The following is a 19,869-nucleotide window of genomic DNA, read 5'->3' as shown; positions in this document are numbered from 1 at the left end:
CCTGACGCAAAAATCCGGCCATTTTCAGGCAGCTTTTACCGGATGAACCGCGAAAGCGCAATTCACCCGGCAATATTCTTCACGTGAGCGCGGCGAGTTCGCGAAGGGCAGCAGCGTCGCGGGCCGAAACATCGGGATATTCCGGATCAGAACCGACATCCCTGGTGATGCGCCAGGAGCGGGCGCATTTTTCACCCTCTGCAAGCTTCGGCACGACGCTGACCTGAGGCACCTCAGCTAGGCGGAAAGCATCCGCTGGGCCTTCGCCGGCCTTGATCTCGATTGCCGAGGTGATGCAGACTTCGGTGAAGTCCTGGCCTTCCAGCGCCTTCAGCAATTCCGGATCGGCGATATGGACGACGGGAGCCGCTTCCAGCGAGGAGCCGATGCGCTTGTCCTTGCGCTCGATTTCCAGGGCGCCGGTCACGACCGAACGCACGGCGCGGATCTTCTTCCACTTCTCGGCAAGGACATCGTTGCGCCATTCCTTTGCAACCGGGGCAAACTGCTCCAAATGCACTGAAACGGCGGACGGGTTGCGCGACAGCCAGGCCTCCTCCGTGGTGAAGGGCAGCATCGGGGCAAGCCATGTCACCATGCAATCGAAGATCTGGCGGATGACGTGCAAGCTGGCGCGCCGACGCAGGCTCGAAGGCGCGTCGCAATAGAGCGCATCCTTGCGGACATCGAAATAGAAGGCCGACAGCTCGACATTGGCGAAATCGATCAGCGCGCGGGCGATCTTCTTGAAGTCGAAGGCATCGTAGTTCTCGCGCACCAGCTCGTCGAGTTCGGCCAGCCGGTGCAGCATCAGCTGCTCCAGCTCCGGCAGGTCGGCAAGCGCGATCTCCTCGCCCTTGTCGTGGGCGAGCGTGCCGAGCATCCAGCGGATGGTGTTGCGCAGTTTGCGATAGGCATCGACATTGGTCTGGATGATCGTCTTGCCGACGCGCAGGTCGTCGGCATAATCCGAGGTCATCACCCAGAGGCGCAGGATATCGGCGCCGGCATCCTTCATCACCTCCTGAGGGGCTGTGACGTTGCCCTTCGACTTCGACATCTTCTCGCCCTTCTCGTCCATGGTGAAACCATGGGTGAGGACGGCGTTGTAAGGCGCACGGCCGCGGGTGGCCGCCGATTCCAGCAGCGACGAATGGAACCAACCGCGATGCTGGTCGGAACCTTCGAGATAAAGATCGGCCGGCCACTTCAGATCCGGGCGGTCTTCGAGCGTGAAGGTGTGCGTCGAGCCAGAGTCGAACCAGACGTCGAGGATATCCATGACCTGGGTCCAGCGGGAATGGTCGTGATCATTGCCGAGGAAACGCTCCTTGGCGCCTTCGGCAAACCAGGCGTCGGCGCCCTCATGTTCGAAGGCTTCGAGGATACGGGCGTTGACGGCTTCATCGACCAGAACCTCGCCCTCATCGTCGGCAAAGACGGCGATCGGCACGCCCCAGGCGCGCTGGCGCGAGAGCACCCAGTCCGGGCGGCCCTCGATCATGGCGCGCAGGCGGTTCTGGCCGGCGGCCGGCACGAAGCGCGTCTCATCGATCGCACCGAGCGCGCGCGAGCGCAGCGTCGTGCCGTCGGCAAGGGTCTTGTCCATATAGACGAACCATTGCGGCGTGTTGCGGAAGATGACCGGCTTCTTCGAGCGCCAGGAATGCGGATACTGGTGCTTCAGCCGGCCGCGGGCAAAGAGCGCGCCGCGGGCGATCAATTCCCTGATGACACGGTCGTTGGCATCGCCCTTCTTGCCGTTGTCGTCGATGACGCGGGCGCCCTCGAAGCCGGGAGCGTCCGATGTGTAGAAGCCGCCGTCGTCGACCGGGAACGGGATCTTGGTGTCGATGCCGCGCGCCTCAAGCGTGCGGACAGCCGACATCCAGGCATCGAAGTCTTCGCGGCCGTGGCTGGGTGCGGTGTGGACGAAGCCGGTGCCGGCGTCATCGGTGACGTGGTCGCCATCGAGCAGCGGCACGAGGAATTCATAGCCGTCGCCGAGACCCTTGAAGGGATGGGCACAGGTCATTTCTGCGAAGTCGGCCGCAGAGACATCACGCAAGCGCTTGTATTGCAGCTTGGCCTTGGCAAAAGATTCTTCGGCCAATTTATCGGCAAAGATCAGCTTCTCGCCAGGACGCGGGCCAAAATCGTTCTCGGCGACCGTTACTTCATAGAGGCCGTAGGAGATGCGCGGTGAAAAGGAGACCGCGCGGTTGCCGGGGATTGTCCAGGGCGTGGTCGTCCAGATGACGACGAACGCATCCTTGAGCGCGGCCGGACCTTCGACGACGGGGAATTTCACCCAGATCGTGTCGCTCTCATAATCCTGGTATTCGACCTCGGCCTCGGCCAGCGCCGTACGCTCGACGACCGACCACATGATCGGCTTGGAGCCGCGATAAAGCTGACCGCTTGCGGCGATCTTCAAAAGTTCGCCGGCGATGCGCGATTCCGCATGGAAGTTCATCGTCGTATAGGGATTGTCGAAGTCGCCCTCGATGCCGAGACGCTTGAACTCTTCCGCCTGGACCTTGATCCAGCCGGCGGCGAATTCACGGCATTCCCGGCGGAATTCATTGACCGGGACCTCGTCCTTGTTCTTGCCCTTCTCGCGGTACTTCTCCTCGATCTTCCATTCGATCGGCAGGCCGTGGCAATCCCAGCCGGGCACGTAATTGGCGTCGTAGCCGCGCATCTGGAACGAACGGTTGATGACGTCCTTGAGGATCTTGTTCAGCGCGTGGCCGATATGGATGTTGCCGTTGGCATAGGGCGGGCCATCGTGAAGGACGAATTTCTCGCGGCCGGCGGCGGAAGCACGCAGTTTCTTGTAAAGACCCATCTCCTGCCAGCGCTTGACGAGTTCCGGTTCCTTCTGCGGCAGGCCGGCGCGCATGGGAAAATCGGTCTCGGGCAAATAGAGGGTCTTCGAATAGTCGATCTTTTCGGCTGTGTCGGTCATATGTCTGACAATCGTTTTCTGGCGGCCCAGGAAGGGGCGCAACGGGCGTGAAATAGCTGGTGACGGAAGCGCTCGTATCCAAGCGCCAAAAACCCGGACCTTCCGGCCGCTTAGCGCGCGCGGAAGGCCGGGCCGATAATTCGCATCATCATTGCCAGCCGATATTTCTTCATCGCGCCGGTTCATAGGCGTTTTTGCCGGGAAAAGGAAGAGGCCGGCTTGCCACAACGGAAGCAATTGAAGTTGGCGCCAAATGCTCATATATATAGGGGCAAGTGGCACAGAGGTTGGCAATGCTCGGTTTTCCTCAGACATCAGAATCGATGACCATACGCGAGCGCCTCGAGATCGCTTCGCACGGCTCCGTGCAGGTTTATGACGGAGCGATGGCATTGAAATTGACAGAGCTCGGCTTTTCCGTGGAGGAAATATATCGTTTCGTCGCACCGCGCCGAACTCTGGCGAGACGCAATGCGAACGGCGAGCCGCTGACAGTCGAGGAAAACGATGGCGCATTGCGAATCGTGCGGATCGCGGACATGGCTAAGCGCATTTTCGGCGACAGAGCCGTTGCGTTCGATTGGCTGCGCAAGCCCAATCGCGGAATGGACGGCATTACCCCGATCGATCTACTGGAATCGGAAACCGGCGCCCGCCTCGTCGAGCAGGCCCTGCACCAGATCGACCACGGGATTTACGTCTAGGCGATGATCTTATGGCGTATCTCGAATTATGCCGATCTTTCCGGACGCGGCGGGCTGCTTGCACCAGGACGATGGCATCATCAGGGAATTCCCGTCGTCTATTGCTGTGATCACCCGTCGACTGCGCTCCTCGAAATTCTGGTACAGGTCGACCTGCATCAAATTCCGAGAGATTTTCAGCTCCTGAAAATCCATTGCCCGGACGACATCGAAGTCTTCGATATCGGGATCGATCCTGCTGCGATCAACCAGACCAGCCTGACGCGCGACCGTGGCAGCAAATTACTGGAAGACAATGATTTCTGTCTCCTGCGCGTCCCATCGGCAATCATGCCGGAGGCCGCGAATATCCTTGTCAATCCACGTCATCCGGACGCGTCGCGCCTGACAATCGAAAAAACGATCCGCTATCCTTTCGACAGCCGACTATTGCGCTGAGGAAAAACAGAGTTTCCGATCAAGCGCGCCGAGCGGCTTAACACCCGCAAGCAGTGCCCTCGCCTCTTCCTCGTCGCGCTTGATCTGGGCGACCAGCGGATCGAGGCCGTCGAATTTCAGCTCAGGTCTAATATAGCCGAAGAAGGAGACGGAGCAGAGCTGGCCGTAGAGATCGCCGTTGAAATCGAAAAGATAGGTTTCGAGCAGCGCCGCGCCGTTTTCCGTCACCGTCGGACGGCGGCCGTAGCTTGCGACGGCGTCGTGGAGCGTGCCGTCCTGACGGCGGAAGCGGACGGCGTAGATGCCGGCGGCAAGATCGACCTCCGGCGGCAGGCGCATGTTGGCCGTCGGGAAACCGAGTTGGCGGCCGAGCTTTTCGCCGTCGATCACCTCGGCTTCCACCGTATAGCGGTAACCGAGCATGCCGGCGGCTTCGCTGACATTGCCCTCGTTGAGGAGCGCGCGGATATGGCTCGAAGAGACGACATCGGCGTTTTCGTCGCGGAAGGCATCGATCAGGGTGACGCCGAAGCCGTAGGTATTGCCGGCATTCATCAGGAAGGCGGGACCGCCCTCGCGGCCGCGGCCGAAATGGAAATCGAAGCCGGTGACGACTTCGGAGGCGCCGAGCCAATCCTTCAGGATCGAATGGATGAAATCATCGGCCGAGCGCTGCGAGAATTCGTAATCGAAGGGATATTCGATAACGGCGCTGAAACCCAGCGTTTCCAGGATGCGGGCCTTCAGGGGCGCCGGCGTCAGCCGAAAGACCGGCGTCTGCGGCCGGAAGACCGTGCGCGGATGCGGCTCGAAGGTCAGCACCAAAGCGGGGATGCCGCGCGCCTTGGAGATTTCGAGCGCTCGGTTCAGCACCGACTGATGGCCGCGGTGCACGCCGTCGAAATTGCCGATGGCAATGACGCCGCCCTTCAGATGGGCTGGCAGGGGTTCGCGGGTTTCATTGCGGTGGAAGACGGTCATCGGCTGGCTTCTCTTCATGCAAGGCGTGTCTTCATGCAAGGCGGGGCATCCACCACTTCGGCGCGGCGTTTTCCCGTTCGAGATAGGCGTTGAGGATCGCCTCGTCGGTCTCGCCGTTGAGAGTATATTCCTTGGCGTGGATACCGCCGCTGATGTAGAGAAGGTCGAGGCCGTAATTCAAGGCGCCGCGCACATCGGTCGGCATGCCGTCGCCGATCGCCAGCACGCGCTCGACGGGGAAATCGCCGCGAAGCTCGCGGGCCGCCGAAAGTGTTGCCTCGTAGATCGGCCGGTGCGGTTTGCCGGCGATGCGGGTACTGCCGCCGAGCTGCTGGTAGTAGGCGGCCATAGCGCCGGCGCAGGGGATGATGCGATGGCCGCGCTCGACAATGAGGTCGGGATTGGCGCAGATCATCGGCACGTCGCGGGCTTTGAAATCGAGAAGAATATCGGTGTAATCTTCCGGCTTCTCCGTCTCGTCGTCGAAAAAGCCGGTGCAGACCAGCGATTGCGCTTCGCCCGCCGGCCGGCGTTCGACGCCAATGCCTTCGAGTAGCGCTTTGTCGCGCTCGGGGCCGAGCAGAAAGACGGTCTTCGGCCCTTCGGCGATCAAACCGCGCGTGACGTCGCCAGAGGTGACGATCCTGTCATAGGCGCTGTCGGGAACGCCGATATGGCGCAGCTGCTCGACCACCTGCCAGGAAAGGCGCGGCGAATTGGTGATGAGGACGACGGCGACGCCGTTCTCGCGCGCCGCTTCAAGGGCCGCGGCCGCCTTCGGGAACGGATCGACGCCGTTGTGAACGACGCCCCAGACATCGCAGAGCACCACATCATAGTGACCTGATATCTCCGAGAAGTTTTCTATCCGCCTGGCCATTCCGATTTCCCGATTTGCTTCAGTCACCGGTGACATTGCAAAGGCGCAAGGCGATGGCAAGGAAATTTCTTCGCTGCCCGGCTCCTGCGAAGAACTCGGGAAGGCGATCCGAGCGTGCGGATCGGCAAGGGGTTTGACGATTATCCCGAAGCGGCAGCTCGCCGACGGCGGACGACTTCGGCAAAGTTCGGCCGCGCCGGCGTTTCGGCCGCAATCTCAGACTATTCTCAGGCCTCTTCACAATTCCGGCACAAAAATTCGTGACTGCTCTCATTGACTCCTTTCGGAGCCATCCCTAAATGCTCGTCGCTAGCACTCACCGCAAGGGAGTGCTAACATCTGTCCATGTGGGCCACTCCGGTCCGCGAATGTCATTCGATCGAGGGATTAGACAATGGCAAGCACCAACTTCCGCCCCCTTCACGACCGCGTCGTTGTTCGCCGCGTTGAGTCCGAAGCCAAGACCAAGGGCGGCATCATCATTCCCGATACCGCCAAGGAAAAGCCGCAGGAAGGCGAAATCGTCGCCGTCGGCTCCGGCGCACGCGATGAGTCCGGCAAGGTCGTCGCACTCGACGTCAAGGCTGGCGACCGCATCCTGTTCGGCAAGTGGTCCGGCACCGAAGTCAAGATCGACGGCGAAGACCTTCTGATCATGAAGGAAGCCGACATCATGGGCATCATCGGCTGATCGGCCGACCTGCTTTCCCGAAATGGCTGACGGGCGTTTTGCCCGAACAACTCGAATTCAGGAGTTACTAATATGGCATCTAAAGAAATCAAGTTTGGCCGCACCGCGCGCGAAAAGATGCTGCGCGGCGTCGACATTCTCGCCGATGCAGTGAAGGTCACGCTCGGCCCCAAGGGTCGTAACGTCATCATCGACAAGTCCTTCGGCGCTCCGCGCATCACCAAGGACGGCGTTTCGGTCGCCAAGGAAATCGAACTCGAAGACAAGTTCGAAAACATGGGCGCCCAGATGGTCCGCGAAGTTGCTTCGAAGACCAACGACATCGCCGGCGACGGCACCACGACGGCAACCGTTCTTGCCCAGGCGATCGTTCGCGAAGGCAACAAGGCCGTTGCAGCCGGCATGAACCCGATGGACCTGAAGCGCGGCATCGATCTTGCTGTTGCCGACGTCGTGAAGGATCTCCAGGCCAAGGCCAAGAAGATCTCGACCTCGGAAGAAGTTGCACAGGTCGGCACGATTTCGGCAAATGGCGACAAGCAGGTCGGTCTCGACATTGCTGAAGCCATGCAGAAGGTCGGCAACGAAGGCGTCATCACCGTCGAAGAAGCCAAGACCGCCGAAACCGAACTCGAAGTCGTCGAAGGCATGCAGTTCGACCGCGGCTACCTCAGCCCCTACTTCGTCACCAATCCGGAAAAGATGATCGCCGACCTCGAAGACGTCTTCATTCTCCTCCACGAGAAGAAGCTGTCGAACCTGCAGTCGATGCTGCCGGTTCTCGAAGCCGTCGTCCAGACCGGCAAGCCGCTCCTCATCGTCGCTGAAGACGTCGAAGGCGAAGCCCTCGCAACGCTCGTCGTCAACAAGCTGCGCGGCGGCCTCAAGATCGCTGCCGTCAAGGCGCCTGGCTTCGGCGACCGCCGCAAGGCCATGCTCGAAGACATCGCCATCCTGACGGGCGGTACGGTCATCTCCGAAGATCTCGGCATCAAGCTCGAATCCGTCACGCTCGACATGCTTGGCCGTGCCAAGAAGGTTTCGATCTCCAAGGAAAACACCACGATCGTCGACGGTTCGGGCGCCAAGTCCGATATCGAAGGCCGTGTTGCCCAGATCAAGGCCCAGATCGAGGAAACCACCTCCGACTACGACCGCGAGAAGCTGCAGGAGCGCCTTGCCAAGCTCGCCGGCGGCGTTGCCGTCATCCGCGTCGGCGGCTCGACCGAAGTCGAAGTGAAGGAAAAGAAGGACCGCATCGACGACGCGCTCAACGCGACCCGCGCTGCTGTTCAGGAAGGTATCGTCCCCGGCGGCGGTATCGCTCTGCTCCGCTCCTCCACGAAGATCACCGTCAAGGGTGTAAACGACGACCAGGAAGCCGGCATCAATATCGTTCGCCGCGCCCTGCAGTCGCTCGTTCGTCAGATCGCTGAAAACGCAGGCGACGAAGCCTCGATCGTTGTCGGCAAGGTCCTCGACAAGAACGAAGACAACTTCGGCTACAACGCCCAGACATCCGAATATGGCGACATGATCGCCATGGGTATCGTCGACCCGCTCAAGGTCGTTCGCACGGCGCTGCAGAACGCTGCTTCTGTTGCATCGCTGCTGATCACCACCGAAGCCATGATCGCCGAACTGCCGAAGAAAGAATCGGCTGGCGGCGGCATGCCGGGCGGCATGGGCGGCATGGGCGGAATGGACATGATGTGATAGGGCAACGGCCTTTCACAGCATCGTTCATGAATCCGCCCATCATTTAAAGATGGTTCAGCGCGTCAAGCGCGCTGAACCGGCGGAATGGACATGATGTGATAGGCGAAAGCCATCACTGACAACCATTCCGGAATCCGGAATAGGAAGGGCGGCTCTCGGGTCGCCCTTTTCTTTTGCCCAAAGCGATTCGACGTGCGGCACACTGACTGGCATGGCCGACGAAACGTTTATCCGGCCCTCTGTTGCAACCCCAGGGGGCGAAACTTGCGCTAGGCTTGCGTTGCCCGCGCCTTTCTCAGTCTAGCGACATGCGAGAGATCACTGCGTTGCGGTACGATTTCCGACCTGACGCAGAGTGAAAACGTTTGCAACACTCTCAAAGATGATCTTCCTGTGCCAATTCTCGCGAAACAGGCCGAAGATGCAGGCATCCTAAGAAATGAGGCGATCCGAAGACCCCTTAAAAAGCCGTTGCCGTTTGTCCAAAAGCCCCTATAAATCCGCGCTGCACTTCAAACGCGCTCGGCGATAGACGAGGCCGGAGCGCGGAAAGCGATACGTTAACGTTCGGCTTCGAGGGCTCCGGTTACGGAGGCCAGATGGCCGTGGCAATAACCGCCGAAGGTAAGCGCGGGCATCATGCCCGCTGCTGCGTGATCCTGTTTCTTTGTGTTTGCCGAGCGTGCGGCCGAGGAGCCGCATCCGAACGGGGGAACGCCTTGTTTAACATCGCCAGAGCCAATGCAGCCGAACCGCTAACGCCCGGCTCGTTTGATGACGCCAATCAAAATCACGAGATGCTGGCACAGTTTTCCGTTTCCGAAGCCTGGACGGGCGATTTTTCGAGCGGCATGCTTCGTCTCGGCGAATGGAGCGCAATGATGCACGGCCTTGCCGCGCAGGAATGCGGACTCCTAAGCCTGATCCGCTGCTACGATGCCAAGGACCGCAGCCACATATTGGAGCTGTTCGAGCAGGCGGCAACGCTCTGCTCCTCCTTCTGTTTTTCGACGACAATCAACATGCCGAACGGCTTTCGCCAGCCGCTCTTCTGCATGGGCGAGTCCCACGGGCTAGAGCAGAAATACAGCGGCAGCATGGTCGGCGTCTTCGTCTTTCCGCGCTTCAAGCTGGAAGGCGCAAAGCAGATCTCAAGCTGGCGATAAGGGTGGAATGGCTGCCCCTCACCCTAACCCTCTCCGCACTCGCGGGGCGAGGGGACGTGCCCTGCGATAGGTAGGCGGGATACGGACAGCTTGCGGCATGGTCCCTTCGCCCCGTTTACCGGGGTCCGAAGGACGGGTCGAGACCCGTGGCTCGACCCCGGTGGCAGCAGCCGGATGAGGGGCCGGGATCGGCGATCTCTTGGGTCGTTCGTTACTCCGGCTTGGCCGGTATATTGAGGCCCCTGGCACTTGCCGGACGAGCGATGCAGCGCTCCAGCCAATCCGAGACGGCGGGGAATTTCGCATATTCGAGCACCTCGCGGCCGCCATAGAAGATGTCGGCGCCACGAACCCAGGTGAAGGTGGTGATGTCGGCGATCGCATAGAGATCGCCCATGATCCACTGGCGACCTTTCAGCCGGTCTTCGAGCACGCCGAGCAGGCGTTTGGATTCATCACGATAACGCTCCACCGGGTAGGAATTGTTGGCGACCTTGTCGGCGGCGAATTTATAAAAATGTCCAAACTGGCCGAACATCGGGCCGATGCCCGCCATCTGGAAAAACACCCACTGGATGGTTTCATAGCGGCCGGCGGCATCGGCAGGGATGAGCTTGCCGGTTTTTTCCGCGAGATAAAGCAGAATGGCGCCGGATTCGAAAAGGCCGATCGGTTTTCCGTCCGGCCCGTTCGGATCGATGATCGCCGGAATGCGGCCGTTGGGATTGAGAGATTCGAATTCCGCCGACTTCTGCTCGTTGGCGGCGAAGGAAACATAATGCGGCTCATAGGCGAGGCCGAGCTCTTCGAGGGCGACGGAAACCTTCACCCCGTTCGGCGTCTGCAGGGAATAGAGCTGGATGATATCGGGATTTTTCGCCGGCCAGCGCGTCGTGATCGGAAATGCGGAAAGATCTGCCATCGGATTCTCCATGTTATCAGCCGACCATAAAAGACCCGGCTTGGCAAAGGCAAGCGGGGGGCAGCCAATGCATGTCGCCCAAAGGTGCGCAGCGGTTTTGGGACAACGACATGCATGACAACAAAGATCTAAGCGCGTCGCATGAATGCAGTCGAACGCGACGCGCTTTGGAGATCGTTCCATATTAGTGAACGAAGTGTCCCCTTTCGTTTATCTTTCCACAACGCGAGAAAAGAGCGACATAGAGGCATCCGAGGTCGAAGCGGTGCCGGGGCACCAAGATCTCCAGAGTCCTTGAAACGGAGACAAGTCCATGTCGAACAACGTCATCATCCTGATTGCCCGTATCCTGCTTTCCTTCATGTTCATCCTTTCCGGCTTCATGAAGCTCACCGATCCTGCCGGTACTGCGGGCATGATCGCCGGTGCCGGCCTGCCGGCAGCATCCCTGCTGGCCTATGTCGCAGGCCTTTTCGAACTGCTGGCCGGCCTTGCGGTTCTCACAGGCTTCCAGGTCCGCATTGCCGGTTGGCTGCTCGCCGCCTTCTGTGTCTTCACGGGCATTGCCTTCCACCTGCCCTACGCAAGTGGCACGGAACTCGTGAACATTCTCAACCAGATCATGGTCATGAAGAATATCACGCTGGCCGGCGCGTACATACTGCTCGCCACCGCCGGTGCCGGCGCCTACTCGCTCGATGCCCGCCGCGGCGCTTACGCAGCTGCCTGACACCAGCAGACATCCTCCCAGAAGCAGAAAAACCCGCCGTCATCCGACGGCGGGTTTTCTTATGCCTTGGCGGCCGGGATCAGAGGGCCGCGCGCACTGCCTCAATGATTGCTTGCACGGCGGGTTCACCGGCGTGGTTTTCCTTGCGGGCACGCACGAGGCAGGCCTGCGAATGCAGGATGACACCGTCCTGGAGCACCTTCAGGTGATTGGCGCGCAGCGTCGAGCCGGTGGAGGTGATATCGACGATGATATCGGCCGAGCCTGCGGCGGGAGCGCCCTCGGTAGCGCCCAGGCTTTCGACGATGCGATAAAGCTGGATGCCGTGCTGGCTCGAAAAGAACTGCTGGGTCAGCCGCCAGTATTTGGTGGCGATGGCAAGGCGTCGGCCGTGGCGGGCGCGGAAATCGGCGGCGACATCGACGAGATCGGCCATGGTGTCGACATCGAACCAGATCTCCGGCACGGCGACGACGACATCGGCATGGCCGAAGCCGAGACGGGCACAGAATTCGACGCGTTTGTCGACCTCGGCAAAACCCTCCCGCATCAGATCCTCGCCGGTGACGCCGAAATCGACGGTGCCATTGCCGATTTCACGGGAGATTTCGGAGGCCGAGAGGAAGGCGATCTCCACATCGTCCCAGCCTTCGACGCGGCCGCGATAGGAGCGATCGTTGCCGACCGCAGAAATCGTCATGCCGGCACGTTCGAAGATCGCCGAAGCGTCTTCCTTCATCCGGCCCTTGGAGGGAAGCGCAATGGTGATGGTCATGCGGCTGCCCTTTCGGTTTCGATGCGGTCGAGCCAGAAGGAGAAGCCGACGGCCGGAATACGGTCCGTCGCACCGAGGAAGGTCAGGAGCCGGTCGAAACGGCCGCCACCGGCCAGAACCGCGCTTGAACCTTCCACCGTCACCTCGAAGACGAGGCCGGTGTAATAATCGAGCGGCCGTCCGAAAGCGGCGCGGTAGTCGAGGCAGGAAAGATCGACACCGGCATTGAAAAGTGCTGCAACGCGGCCATTAAAGCGGGAAAGCGCATTGCCTAGTTTCAGGCCGGCAGCATCGGCAAAACCGGAAAGGGCTGCGGAAGCATTGACCAGCGGCACGTCGAGCGACAGGAACTCTTCCAGCACATGGAAGGCTGCATCGTCGAGGCGCGTTTCGGACAGGATGAGCTTTTCCTTGAGCCGTCGGGCGATCTCCAGGGCCGAGCGGCCGGCATTCGTCGAATAGCCGGTCTTCTGCATCTCCCGCTCGAGATGGGCGACCAGCGCCTGCTCGTCGCCCGATGCGACAAGCCTGGCGATATCGTCGTCCAGCCCGGTGACGAATTGCGGGCTGACGAGGCCGGCAAGCAGTGCTTCCAGTTGCGTCATACTGCCGAAGGCGTGGATCAGGCGCTTCTGCCAGCCGAGCGGCAGGCCGAGCGCCTGGACCACAGCCTCGAAGACTGCCTGGTCGCCCAATGTCACGGCTAAGCGCCGGCCCGGCAGCAGGCGGGCGAGAATGCCGGTGGCATCGCCAATGGCGCGAGCGTCGGCGTTTGACAGGTCGATATCGCCAAGATCCTCGATGCCGGCCTGATAGAATTCATTGGCGCCGTCGCGACGCTGGCGGAAAACCTCGCCGAGATAGGCATAACGCTTCGGCGTGCCGGTCGCCGTCTCGATGTGACGCAGACAGACTGGAATGGTGAATTCGGGACGCAGGCAGAGGCTGGCGCCGGTTTCGCTCTCCGTCATGAAGATGCGGCGACGCAGATCTTCGCCGGCAATATCAAGGAAAGGCTCGGCCGGCTGAATAACAGGCGTATCGATGCGCTCGGCGTTGCGCGCATCGAATTCGGCGATGAGGTCATTGGCGAATTCGGGGAGATTGATCAGGGGCATTGGCTGAACTTCCCTCTTCTCCCCAGCGGGGAGAAGATGCCCGAGAGGGCAGATGAGGGGGATGAGGAGTGTAAACGACGAATGTCCTGAGCCGCAAGCGAAGGACAGCTTCTGCCGCGGTGCGCCCTCATCCGACCCTTCGGGCCACCTTCTCCCCGAGGGGAGAAGGGGAGATTTCTCTCAAACGTCGTCATCTGTGTCACCGGCTTGAGCGGGATCATATGGAGTTTCGAAGCCGGAGCCTGCCCTTTTCCGATCCTCGGCCTGCGCAGCAAGGATCTCCCTGACCTTCGCGACGAGGTCGGCTTCCGGCGCCGTCTCCTGTGCCACGCGCGCTTCGCGCCAGCTGGCATTGTCCTCGATCTCGCCGGAGAGCCGCTTGCCTTCGATCAGATCCTTGATCTGCACGACGCTTGTCGCGCGCTCATCGCCGCCCTGGATGATGGCGACGGGGCAGCCGCGGCGATCGGCATATTTCAGCTGGTTGCCGAACTTCTTCCAGTTGCCCTGGAACATCTCGGCGCGAATGCCGGCGGCGCGCAGTTCCTGCGTCATCTTCTGGTAGCGGCCCATCGCCTCGACATCGCCGTCCATGACGGTCACCAGCACCGGCTCAATGACCTCGCTGGCGCCGAGCTTGCCGAGGTTCTTCAGCGCCGTCATCAGCCTGGAGACGCCGATCGAAAAGCCCGTCGCCGGAACCGGCTGGCCCATGAAGCGGGAGACGAGGCCATCATAACGACCGCCGCCGCCGACCGAACCGAAGACGACTTTCTCGCCCTTTTCATTGGTGACGTCGAAGGTCAGTTCGGCCTCATAGACCGGGCCGGTATAATATTCGAGGCCGCGCACGACGGAGGGGTCGATCTTGATGCGGTCAGGGCCATAGCCGGCGCTGGTCACCAGCGCACCGATGAAATTCAGCTCCTCGACGCCTTCGCCACCCCTGGCGGTTCCCGCCACCAGCTCGGCGAGACGGAGAGCGCTTTCGGCATAGTCCGTGATGCCGACAAAGAACAGCACCTTGTCGATCTGCTCCTTATCGAGACCAGCGCCCTTGGTGAAGTCGCCGGATTCATCCTTGCGGCCGGGACCGAGCAGCAATGCCACGCCTTCCGGGCCGAACTTGTCGAGCTTGTCGATGGCCCTCAGCACGTTCAGCCGCTGGCCGGCCTTGTCGTCGCCGCCGAGACCGATCGCCTCGAGCACACCATCCAGAACCTTGCGGTTGTTGACGCGGATGACATAGTCGCCGCGCTTGATGCCGAGGGCTTCCAGCGTATCGGCCATCATCATGCACATTTCGGCATCGGCCTGAACACCCGGCGCCCCGACGGTATCGGCATCGAACTGCATGAACTGGCGGAACCGACCTGGGCCCGGCTTCTCGTTGCGGAAGACGTAGCCGGCGCGATAAGTGCGGTAAGGCAGCTGGATCTCGTTGAAATTCTCGGCGACATGACGGGCGAGTGGCGCCGTCAGGTCGTAACGCAGCGACATCCATTGCTCGTCATCGTCCTGCAGCGAGAAGACGCCTTCATTCGGCCGGTCGCTATCGGGCAGAAACTTGCCAAGCGCATCGGTATATTCGAACAGCGGCGTTTCGAGCGGATCGAAACCATAATGCTCATAGACTTCCCGGATCTTTGCCGTCATCTCGTTGACGGCGCGGATATCGCCGGCCGTCCGGTCGACGAAGCCGCGCGGCAGGCGGGCCTTGAGCTTTTGCGGTTTCTTCTGCTTGTCGTTCATTTCCGGGGATTCCACTGACTGTGACAGTGGCGGTTTCCTAGCGGATTGGGCGGGGAGCGGCAAGGGCGAAGGGTCTTGATGTGGCTGCGAGAATCGATTGAACGAAGGAGTTCCATCAGAAATGCGGATATGCTCATGATCACCGAGGCGCTTCTCTATGCCGCGACCTTGCCGCTGACCGGCAAGCCGCATCGAAAGTTCATCCGCTATTCCGTCAATCTCTGGTCACGGGCCGAGCGCTGCGCGGCGGATTGGGCAGAACATGAGGAGATGAGCCGGAAGGTGATCCTGGCGGCAGCGGCCGACCTCAGGCAGAAGCGGACCGCCATCGTCCTCGGCTCCGGCCTGTTGCGCGACGTCCCGATCGAAGCGCTGGCGCGAGATTTCGACACCGTCGTCCTGGTCGACCTCGTTCATCTCGCCTCGGTGCGCCTGTGGCTGTCGGCCAAATTCTATCGCAATGTCCGGCTGATCGAGCGCGATCTCTCCGGATATGATGAGCTTGCTGCCGGCTGCGAACCCGAACCGCTCGGCTTCATGCGCCGCGTGCCCTATCTCGATTTTGTGGTTTCCGCCAACCTCTTGTCACAGATCGGTCGCGGCGTGAAACGACGCCATGAGGCCGAGGCCGGGCGAATGCCTGAAGACACGGTGGAAAAGCTGATCGCGGCACATCTGACCGGTCTTGCGGGACTTCCCTGCCGCAGCTGCCTGGTGACCGACATCGCCTATGCCGTCATCGACCGCAACGGCAAGACGCATGAAGAGGCCGACCTGCTGCATGGCGTCTTGCCGCCGCCGGCAAAAGCCGCCTGGACATGGCCGGTCGCGCCACTGGGTGAAGAGAGCAAGGATTATAGGATCGAGCACAAGGTCATGGCCGCTTGGTGACCGGGATGTGACCGCCGGTCGCCTTGGCTTGTATCAGGCATTCGCCTGTAAAACGGCATGCGCATGCTTGCCCTCATCACGATGTTTCTTAGCTGGCTGATCTTTAGCGCCATGTCCGCATGGGCGGGCTGTCCAACCTGTGCGTCGATGAATGCAGCCGCCATCGAAACCGGCATGCATCATGAGATGGCAGGCATGGAAAGGCCTTGGATGGCTGATAAGACCGATCCCTTGAAGGACCCCTGCGCCACCGGCAATTCCGCGCATATTCCGCTTTGCGCCGCCTGTCTTCTGCTGCCACCGACGGTGATGGTCATGGATGGCGGAAAGCCCATTTTCGGCTACCCCGCCCCGGCGCCTGCCCGCGCCCTGGACGACGACAGGCCGGTACCGACGCCGCCCCCTCCCCGACTGTCCTGACACCACAGCAATCCATGCCAATCGGCTGGCCCAGCCGCCCGGCAAACCTATTGTCAGACAGAGGAAGGAACTCTCATGTCTTTGAAAATCATCGCCCTCACCGCAATGCTCACCATCGTCGCCGCTCCCGTCCTTGCCGAAGACAAGCCGATAGATATGAGCAAGCCGATGGGCAACCACGATGCGGCAAGCCACGCCTTCAGCAAGGCGAATGCCAAGATGCACAAGGATATGATGATCGAGTATAGCGGCGATGCCGATGCGGATTTCGTCCGCGGCATGATCCCGCACCATCGGGGGGCGATCGATATGGCCAAGATCGAGCTGCAATACGGAAAAGATCCCGATATCCGCAAGCTCGCCGAATCCGTCATCAAGGCGCAGGAAGCCGAGATCGCCGCGATGAACGCCTGGCTCAGGACCGAGGGCAAGTAGTCGATCACCCGTGAAAAGGGAACGCCGGGAGAAATCTGGCGCTCCCCAAGACTTATGTGGGCGAAGTCAGTCCTTCGGCTCGAAATCGGCCGGGCGGCGGCCGGCGCCCTGTCGCGCCAGCATCCAGCCCGGATATTCCGGAGCAAGGGCGCTCACCTCGTCTAGACTCTTCAAATCATCTTCATCGAGCTTCAGTTTGACGGCGGCCAGGTTCTGGTCGAGCTGATCTACCCGCTTGGCGCCGATGATGACTGTGGTGACGAAGGGCTTGGCGAGGATATAGGCGAGCGCCACGGTGGCGACGCTGACGCCGTGCTTTTCGGCGACTTCGCGCATGACGGCAACACAGGCCCAGGCCTTGTCCTTGTCGACGGGCGGGAAATCGAAACTGGCGCGGCGGCCCTCGCCGTTGCCGGGCGCGCCGGGACCATACTTGCCGGAGAGCAGACCGCCGGCGAGCGGCGACCAGACCATCAGGCCGAGCTTTTCCTCCTGCATCATCGGCACGATGTCGCGTTCGAGATCGCGGCCGGCGATGGAGTAATAAGCCTGCACGGTCTCGAAGCGGGCAAAGCCGCGGCGTTCCGACAGGCCGAGCGCCTTGGAAATGCGCCAAGCCTGCCAGTTGGAGACGCCGATATAGCGCACGAGACCACGGGAAACGAGATCGTCGAAGGCGCGCAGCGTCTCCTCGATCGGCGTCACCGTATCGGTCGCGTGGATCTGATAGAGGTCGATATGGTCGGTCTGCAGGCGCTTGAGGCTCGCCTCGACCGAATCCATGATGTGACCGCGCGATGCGCCGCGGTCATTCGGCTTATCGCCCATGACGCCGTAGACCTTGGTCGCGATGACGACGTCCTTGCGTGGGATGTCCAGGTTCTTCAGCGCCTGGCCGAGCAACCTTTCGGACTCGCCGGATGAATAGACGTCGGCCGTGTCGATGAAATTGACGCCGGATGCAAGCGAACGCTCGATGATCCGATCGGCGGCATTCTGGTCGACGTCGGCGATGGCGCCCCACATACTGCCCTGTTTGGCTTCGCCGAAGGTCATTGTGCCCAGGCAGATTTCCGAGACGAAAAGTCCCGTATTTCCGAGTTGATTGTAACGCATCGTTGAAAAATTCCTTTGTGTCTGCCGCAGGGGGCTTGCGAACTGAAGAACTTCATTTTTTGATTATTGGCCTGCATATGACAGGCACAGCCGTGGCTGGCTGCAAGGTGAGGCGATTTTCATGTAGTGCAGCGGCGGCGCTTTTCAACGCTAAGCCTTGTCGCATCGGAAGTTGACGCCCTTGTCTCGACACAGGCGGCCGTTAGATTGTCGGCCATATTTCAAGAGGTGCGCATGTGACGACGCGAGCACTGACGACGATCGGCTTCGATGCCGACGACACGCTTTGGCAGAACGAACAATATTACCGGCTGACGGAAGCCCATTTTACCGAGCTTCTTGCGGACTTCGCCGAAGGCCCGAAGATTTCCGAGCGGCTGCTGGAGGCCGAGAAACGCAACCTTCGCCACTATGGCTTCGGCATCAAGGGTTTCACGCTGTCGATGATCGAAACGGCGATCGAGATCACCGAGGGCAGGATTCCCTCAGGTGTGATCGCCAAGATCCTCGATACCGGCCGCGACCTCCTCAACCATCCGGTCGAGACCCTGCCGCATGCGCGCGACACGCTGGAAGCGCTTGCCGGCAAATATCTGCTTGTCATGATCACCAAGGGCGATCTCTTCGACCAAGAGCGCAAGCTCGCCCAATCCGGGCTCGGCGACTTCTTCGATGCCGTCGAGATCGTCTCCGACAAGACGGCCGTCACCTATCGCCGCATCTTCGCCAAGGTCGGCGACGGGCCGGAACGGGCGATGATGGTCGGCAATTCGCTGAAATCGGACATCGTGCCGGCAATCGCCGCCGGCAGCTACGGCGTCTTCGTGCCACACGAACTGACCTGGGTGCTGGAACATGTCGACGAACCGACGGAAGCGCCACGTTTCCGCAAGATCGGCCATCTCGGCGAGTTGCGCGAGCTGATCGACCGGCTCGGCTAGGCCGGGCGCACTCTCTGCCTCATTGCGGCTTCGGCGGGGCCTTCGGGAACAGCGACGGGCGCTCCGGCTCGGCCGGCGGTTTCGGCTGCTGCGGGGCAGCCGCCAACGGCTCGATCAGAATGCTGAAGGGAGCGCCGAGACCGCGGCGCGGCGAAACCTTGGAATAGTAGGGACGCAGCAGCCAGGTCGCGTTTTCCTTGACCGTCGTTTCGAAGCTCATGCCGTCCTCGTCGGTACCGAAGAAGGCCTCGTCATCCGGTTTCGACAGGTCGAAGATCGCCAGGAAGGCAAATTTGCTCTTGCTGGAAAAACTGATCTTCATGTGCTGGCCGGCGCGCACCGGCAGCGTATAGACATGGCCATTGCCGAACTTCGTCCAGCCCTTCAACTGCATGGTGACGGCCGGAAACTGCAGCTTCTCCAGCTTCTCTCCGGGATCGAGCTGCGGCGTCTGCGCCATGGCGGAGACCGTCAGGAGGAAAAGGGCGGCGGCGGCGATCAATGTTCTCACGGAGTGATCTTTCATGGGCGAACCAGGGCGGTGCGCATCGCCTCGACCTCGGGCCGGCAGAAGCAGCCTTCCAGATGATCGTTGACGAGACCCATCGCCTGCATGAAAGCATAAACTGTGGTCGGGCCGACAAAGGTCCAGCCGCGTTTCTTCAGATCCTTCGAAATGACCACGGATGTCGGCGTGGTCGGATTGGCGACGACGTGATCACGATCGACCACTGCCGGCCGCTCGTCATGGCCGGGTTCGTAGCGCCAGAAATAATGGGCGAGCGAGCCGAATTCGTCCCTGAGTTCTATTGCACGCTTGGCATTGTTGATGGTCGATACGATCTTGCCGCGATGACGGATGATGCCGGCATCGGCAAGGCAGCGCGCGACATCGCCTTCCCTGAAGAGAGCGACCTTCTCGAAGTCGAAACCTGAAAAGGCAGCGCGGAAATTCTCGCGCTTGCGCAGGATAGTCAGCCAGGAAAGGCCGGACTGGAAACCTTCGAGGCAGATCTTCTCGAAGAGGCGGACGTCGTCGGTGACAGGGCGGCCCCATTCCTCGTCATGATACCTGAGATAGTCGGGCAGATTGGCGTGCCAGTGGCAGCGGCTCCTGCCGTCCTCGCCGATGATGATACCTGTCGCGCTCATGATCCTTCATTCCGCGGGGGTCCGCTTCTTTCTCCGGTCTTGATTCCGGCTTTACCATTTGCAAACC

At 60.8% G+C, this 19,869-nt stretch carries 20 protein-coding genes; 10 read left to right on the top strand and 10 right to left on the bottom strand.

Going from position 1 to position 19,869, the window contains the following annotated elements; translation table 11 throughout:
- Positions 1-79: 79 nt before the first annotated feature.
- Positions 80-2,971: an isoleucine--tRNA ligase gene (gene ileS, locus N2600_RS02770; protein WP_260297903.1), complete on the bottom strand. Its 2,892-nt coding sequence runs from the start codon at positions 2,969-2,971 to the stop codon at positions 80-82.
- 323 nt (positions 2,972-3,294) lie between these two features.
- On the opposite strand from ileS, the gene N2600_RS02765 reads away from it, so the two are divergent.
- Positions 3,295-3,675 (top strand): antitoxin Xre/MbcA/ParS toxin-binding domain-containing protein, encoded by a 381-nt coding sequence (locus N2600_RS02765; RefSeq protein ID WP_260297902.1) that lies wholly within the window; start codon positions 3,295-3,297, stop codon positions 3,673-3,675.
- A 3-nt stretch (positions 3,676-3,678) separates the two neighbouring features.
- Positions 3,679-4,113: an RES family NAD+ phosphorylase gene (locus N2600_RS02760; RefSeq protein WP_260110194.1), complete on the top strand. Its 435-nt coding sequence runs from the start codon at positions 3,679-3,681 to the stop codon at positions 4,111-4,113.
- Here N2600_RS02760 and N2600_RS02755 read toward each other — a convergent pair.
- Positions 4,102-5,094 carry a bifunctional riboflavin kinase/FAD synthetase gene (locus N2600_RS02755; RefSeq protein ID WP_260298869.1) on the bottom strand — a complete coding sequence of 331 codons (993 nt, stop codon included), beginning with the start codon at positions 5,092-5,094 and terminating at the stop codon, positions 4,102-4,104. The genes N2600_RS02760 and N2600_RS02755 overlap by 12 nt on opposite strands.
- A 31-nt stretch (positions 5,095-5,125) precedes the next feature.
- Positions 5,126-5,974: a TIGR01459 family HAD-type hydrolase gene (locus N2600_RS02750; protein WP_260297900.1), complete on the bottom strand. Its 849-nt coding sequence runs from the start codon at positions 5,972-5,974 to the stop codon at positions 5,126-5,128.
- A 394-nt stretch (positions 5,975-6,368) separates the two neighbouring features.
- On the opposite strand from N2600_RS02750, the gene groES reads away from it, so the two are divergent.
- The 3 genes from groES (at position 6,369) to N2600_RS02735 (ending at position 9,550) form a co-directional block, all read left to right on the top strand.
- The gene (gene groES / locus N2600_RS02745) at positions 6,369-6,665 is read left to right on the top strand and encodes a co-chaperone GroES (protein ID WP_003545797.1); all 297 of its coding nucleotides are present in this window, start codon (positions 6,369-6,371) and stop codon (positions 6,663-6,665) included.
- 72 nt (positions 6,666-6,737) lie between these two features.
- Complete coding sequence (gene groL, locus N2600_RS02740) at positions 6,738-8,381, top strand: chaperonin GroEL (protein WP_017967179.1); 1,644 nt, start codon at positions 6,738-6,740, stop codon at positions 8,379-8,381.
- A 722-nt stretch (positions 8,382-9,103) separates the two neighbouring features.
- A complete protein-coding gene (locus tag N2600_RS02735) occupies positions 9,104-9,550 on the top strand; it encodes a hypothetical protein (RefSeq protein ID WP_222385748.1) in 447 nt (148 codons plus the stop codon).
- Between the two features lie 211 nt (positions 9,551-9,761).
- Here the strand turns inward: N2600_RS02735 and N2600_RS02730 are convergent, their stop codons facing one another.
- On the bottom strand, positions 9,762-10,472 hold the full coding sequence (locus tag N2600_RS02730) for a glutathione binding-like protein (protein ID WP_260297899.1): 711 nt from the start codon (positions 10,470-10,472) through the stop codon (positions 9,762-9,764).
- Positions 10,473-10,785: 313 nt separating this feature from the next.
- Between N2600_RS02730 and N2600_RS02725 the strand changes: the two genes are divergently transcribed.
- Positions 10,786-11,202, top strand: coding sequence for a DoxX family protein (locus tag N2600_RS02725; RefSeq protein WP_260297898.1), 417 nt, complete (start codon positions 10,786-10,788; stop codon positions 11,200-11,202).
- A gap of 79 nt (positions 11,203-11,281) precedes the next feature.
- On the opposite strand, the gene hisG is transcribed toward N2600_RS02725, so the two are convergent.
- The 3 genes from hisG to hisS all read right to left on the bottom strand — a co-directional run bounded on the left by hisG (position 11,282) and on the right by hisS (position 14,847).
- Positions 11,282-11,977, bottom strand: coding sequence for an ATP phosphoribosyltransferase (gene hisG, locus N2600_RS02720; protein ID WP_162118875.1), 696 nt, complete (start codon positions 11,975-11,977; stop codon positions 11,282-11,284).
- On the bottom strand, positions 11,974-13,095 hold the full coding sequence (locus N2600_RS02715) for an ATP phosphoribosyltransferase regulatory subunit (RefSeq protein ID WP_260110190.1): 1,122 nt from the start codon (positions 13,093-13,095) through the stop codon (positions 11,974-11,976). The genes hisG and N2600_RS02715 overlap by 4 nt, the downstream gene beginning before the upstream one ends.
- 180 nt (positions 13,096-13,275) lie before the next feature.
- Positions 13,276-14,847: a histidine--tRNA ligase gene (hisS, locus tag N2600_RS02710; protein WP_017967173.1), complete on the bottom strand. Its 1,572-nt coding sequence runs from the start codon at positions 14,845-14,847 to the stop codon at positions 13,276-13,278.
- A 129-nt stretch (positions 14,848-14,976) separates the two neighbouring features.
- On the opposite strand from hisS, the gene N2600_RS02705 reads away from it, so the two are divergent.
- The 3 genes from N2600_RS02705 to copM all read left to right on the top strand — a co-directional run bounded on the left by N2600_RS02705 (position 14,977) and on the right by copM (position 16,593).
- Positions 14,977-15,738 carry a hypothetical protein gene (locus tag N2600_RS02705; RefSeq protein ID WP_260297897.1) on the top strand — a complete coding sequence of 254 codons (762 nt, stop codon included), beginning with the start codon at positions 14,977-14,979 and terminating at the stop codon, positions 15,736-15,738.
- A 57-nt stretch (positions 15,739-15,795) separates the two neighbouring features.
- Entirely contained in the window at positions 15,796-16,158 is a 363-nt protein-coding gene (locus tag N2600_RS02700) for a hypothetical protein (RefSeq protein WP_260297896.1), read from the top strand.
- A 75-nt stretch (positions 16,159-16,233) separates the two neighbouring features.
- Positions 16,234-16,593 carry a CopM family metallochaperone gene (gene copM, locus N2600_RS02695; protein WP_260297895.1) on the top strand — a complete coding sequence of 120 codons (360 nt, stop codon included), beginning with the start codon at positions 16,234-16,236 and terminating at the stop codon, positions 16,591-16,593.
- A 66-nt stretch (positions 16,594-16,659) separates the two neighbouring features.
- On the opposite strand, the gene N2600_RS02690 is transcribed toward copM, so the two are convergent.
- Positions 16,660-17,709, bottom strand: a complete 1,050-nt coding sequence (locus N2600_RS02690) for an aldo/keto reductase (RefSeq protein ID WP_222385741.1) — start codon at positions 17,707-17,709, stop codon at positions 16,660-16,662.
- A 236-nt stretch (positions 17,710-17,945) separates the two neighbouring features.
- Between N2600_RS02690 and N2600_RS02685 the strand changes: the two genes are divergently transcribed.
- Positions 17,946-18,650 carry an HAD family hydrolase gene (locus N2600_RS02685; protein WP_222385740.1) on the top strand — a complete coding sequence of 235 codons (705 nt, stop codon included), beginning with the start codon at positions 17,946-17,948 and terminating at the stop codon, positions 18,648-18,650.
- A gap of 19 nt (positions 18,651-18,669) precedes the next feature.
- Here N2600_RS02685 and N2600_RS02680 read toward each other — a convergent pair whose 3' ends face one another.
- Together N2600_RS02680 and N2600_RS02675 are read right to left on the bottom strand one after the other, a co-directional pair.
- Positions 18,670-19,176, bottom strand: coding sequence for a hypothetical protein (locus tag N2600_RS02680; protein WP_064249241.1), 507 nt, complete (start codon positions 19,174-19,176; stop codon positions 18,670-18,672).
- Positions 19,173-19,802: a DNA-3-methyladenine glycosylase I gene (locus N2600_RS02675; protein ID WP_260297894.1), complete on the bottom strand. Its 630-nt coding sequence runs from the start codon at positions 19,800-19,802 to the stop codon at positions 19,173-19,175. Before N2600_RS02675 ends, N2600_RS02680 begins: the two co-directional genes overlap by 4 nt.
- Between the last annotated feature and the right edge of the window lie 67 nt (positions 19,803-19,869).

It is taken from the genome of Rhizobium sp. WSM1274, assembly GCF_025200775.1.
In the GTDB taxonomy this organism is placed as follows: Bacteria; Pseudomonadota; Alphaproteobacteria; order Rhizobiales; family Rhizobiaceae; genus Rhizobium; species Rhizobium leguminosarum_I.
This window is presented reverse-complemented; position numbering and strand designations above follow the sequence as displayed.

Excerpts from the sequence above, each read along its gene's own strand:
- N2600_RS02680 (WP_064249241.1), bottom strand. The coding sequence starts at position 19,176 with ATGAAAGATCACTCCGTGAGAACATTGATCGCCGCCGCCGCCCTTTTC.
- copM (WP_260297895.1), top strand. The coding sequence starts at position 16,234 with ATGTCTTTGAAAATCATCGCCCTCACCGCAATGCTCACCATCGTCGCC.
- hisS (WP_017967173.1), bottom strand. The coding sequence starts at position 14,847 with ATGAACGACAAGCAGAAGAAACCGCAAAAGCTCAAGGCCCGCCTGCCG.
- N2600_RS02690 (WP_222385741.1), bottom strand. The coding sequence starts at position 17,709 with ATGCGTTACAATCAACTCGGAAATACGGGACTTTTCGTCTCGGAAATC.
- N2600_RS02725 (WP_260297898.1), top strand. The coding sequence starts at position 10,786 with ATGTCGAACAACGTCATCATCCTGATTGCCCGTATCCTGCTTTCCTTC.
- N2600_RS02715 (WP_260110190.1), bottom strand. The coding sequence starts at position 13,095 with ATGCCCCTGATCAATCTCCCCGAATTCGCCAATGACCTCATCGCCGAA.
- N2600_RS02755 (WP_260298869.1), bottom strand. The coding sequence starts at position 5,094 with ATGACCGTCTTCCACCGCAATGAAACCCGCGAACCCCTGCCAGCCCAT.
- N2600_RS02705 (WP_260297897.1), top strand. The coding sequence starts at position 14,977 with ATGCTCATGATCACCGAGGCGCTTCTCTATGCCGCGACCTTGCCGCTG.
- N2600_RS02675 (WP_260297894.1), bottom strand. The coding sequence starts at position 19,802 with ATGAGCGCGACAGGTATCATCATCGGCGAGGACGGCAGGAGCCGCTGC.
- N2600_RS02730 (WP_260297899.1), bottom strand. The coding sequence starts at position 10,472 with ATGGCAGATCTTTCCGCATTTCCGATCACGACGCGCTGGCCGGCGAAA.
- N2600_RS02700 (WP_260297896.1), top strand. The coding sequence starts at position 15,796 with ATGCGCATGCTTGCCCTCATCACGATGTTTCTTAGCTGGCTGATCTTT.
- N2600_RS02750 (WP_260297900.1), bottom strand. The coding sequence starts at position 5,974 with ATGGCCAGGCGGATAGAAAACTTCTCGGAGATATCAGGTCACTATGAT.
- N2600_RS02765 (WP_260297902.1), top strand. The coding sequence starts at position 3,295 with ATGACCATACGCGAGCGCCTCGAGATCGCTTCGCACGGCTCCGTGCAG.
- hisG (WP_162118875.1), bottom strand. The coding sequence starts at position 11,977 with ATGACCATCACCATTGCGCTTCCCTCCAAGGGCCGGATGAAGGAAGAC.
- groES (WP_003545797.1), top strand. The coding sequence starts at position 6,369 with ATGGCAAGCACCAACTTCCGCCCCCTTCACGACCGCGTCGTTGTTCGC.
- N2600_RS02760 (WP_260110194.1), top strand. The coding sequence starts at position 3,679 with ATGATCTTATGGCGTATCTCGAATTATGCCGATCTTTCCGGACGCGGC.
- groL (WP_017967179.1), top strand. The coding sequence starts at position 6,738 with ATGGCATCTAAAGAAATCAAGTTTGGCCGCACCGCGCGCGAAAAGATG.
- ileS (WP_260297903.1), bottom strand. The coding sequence starts at position 2,971 with ATGACCGACACAGCCGAAAAGATCGACTATTCGAAGACCCTCTATTTG.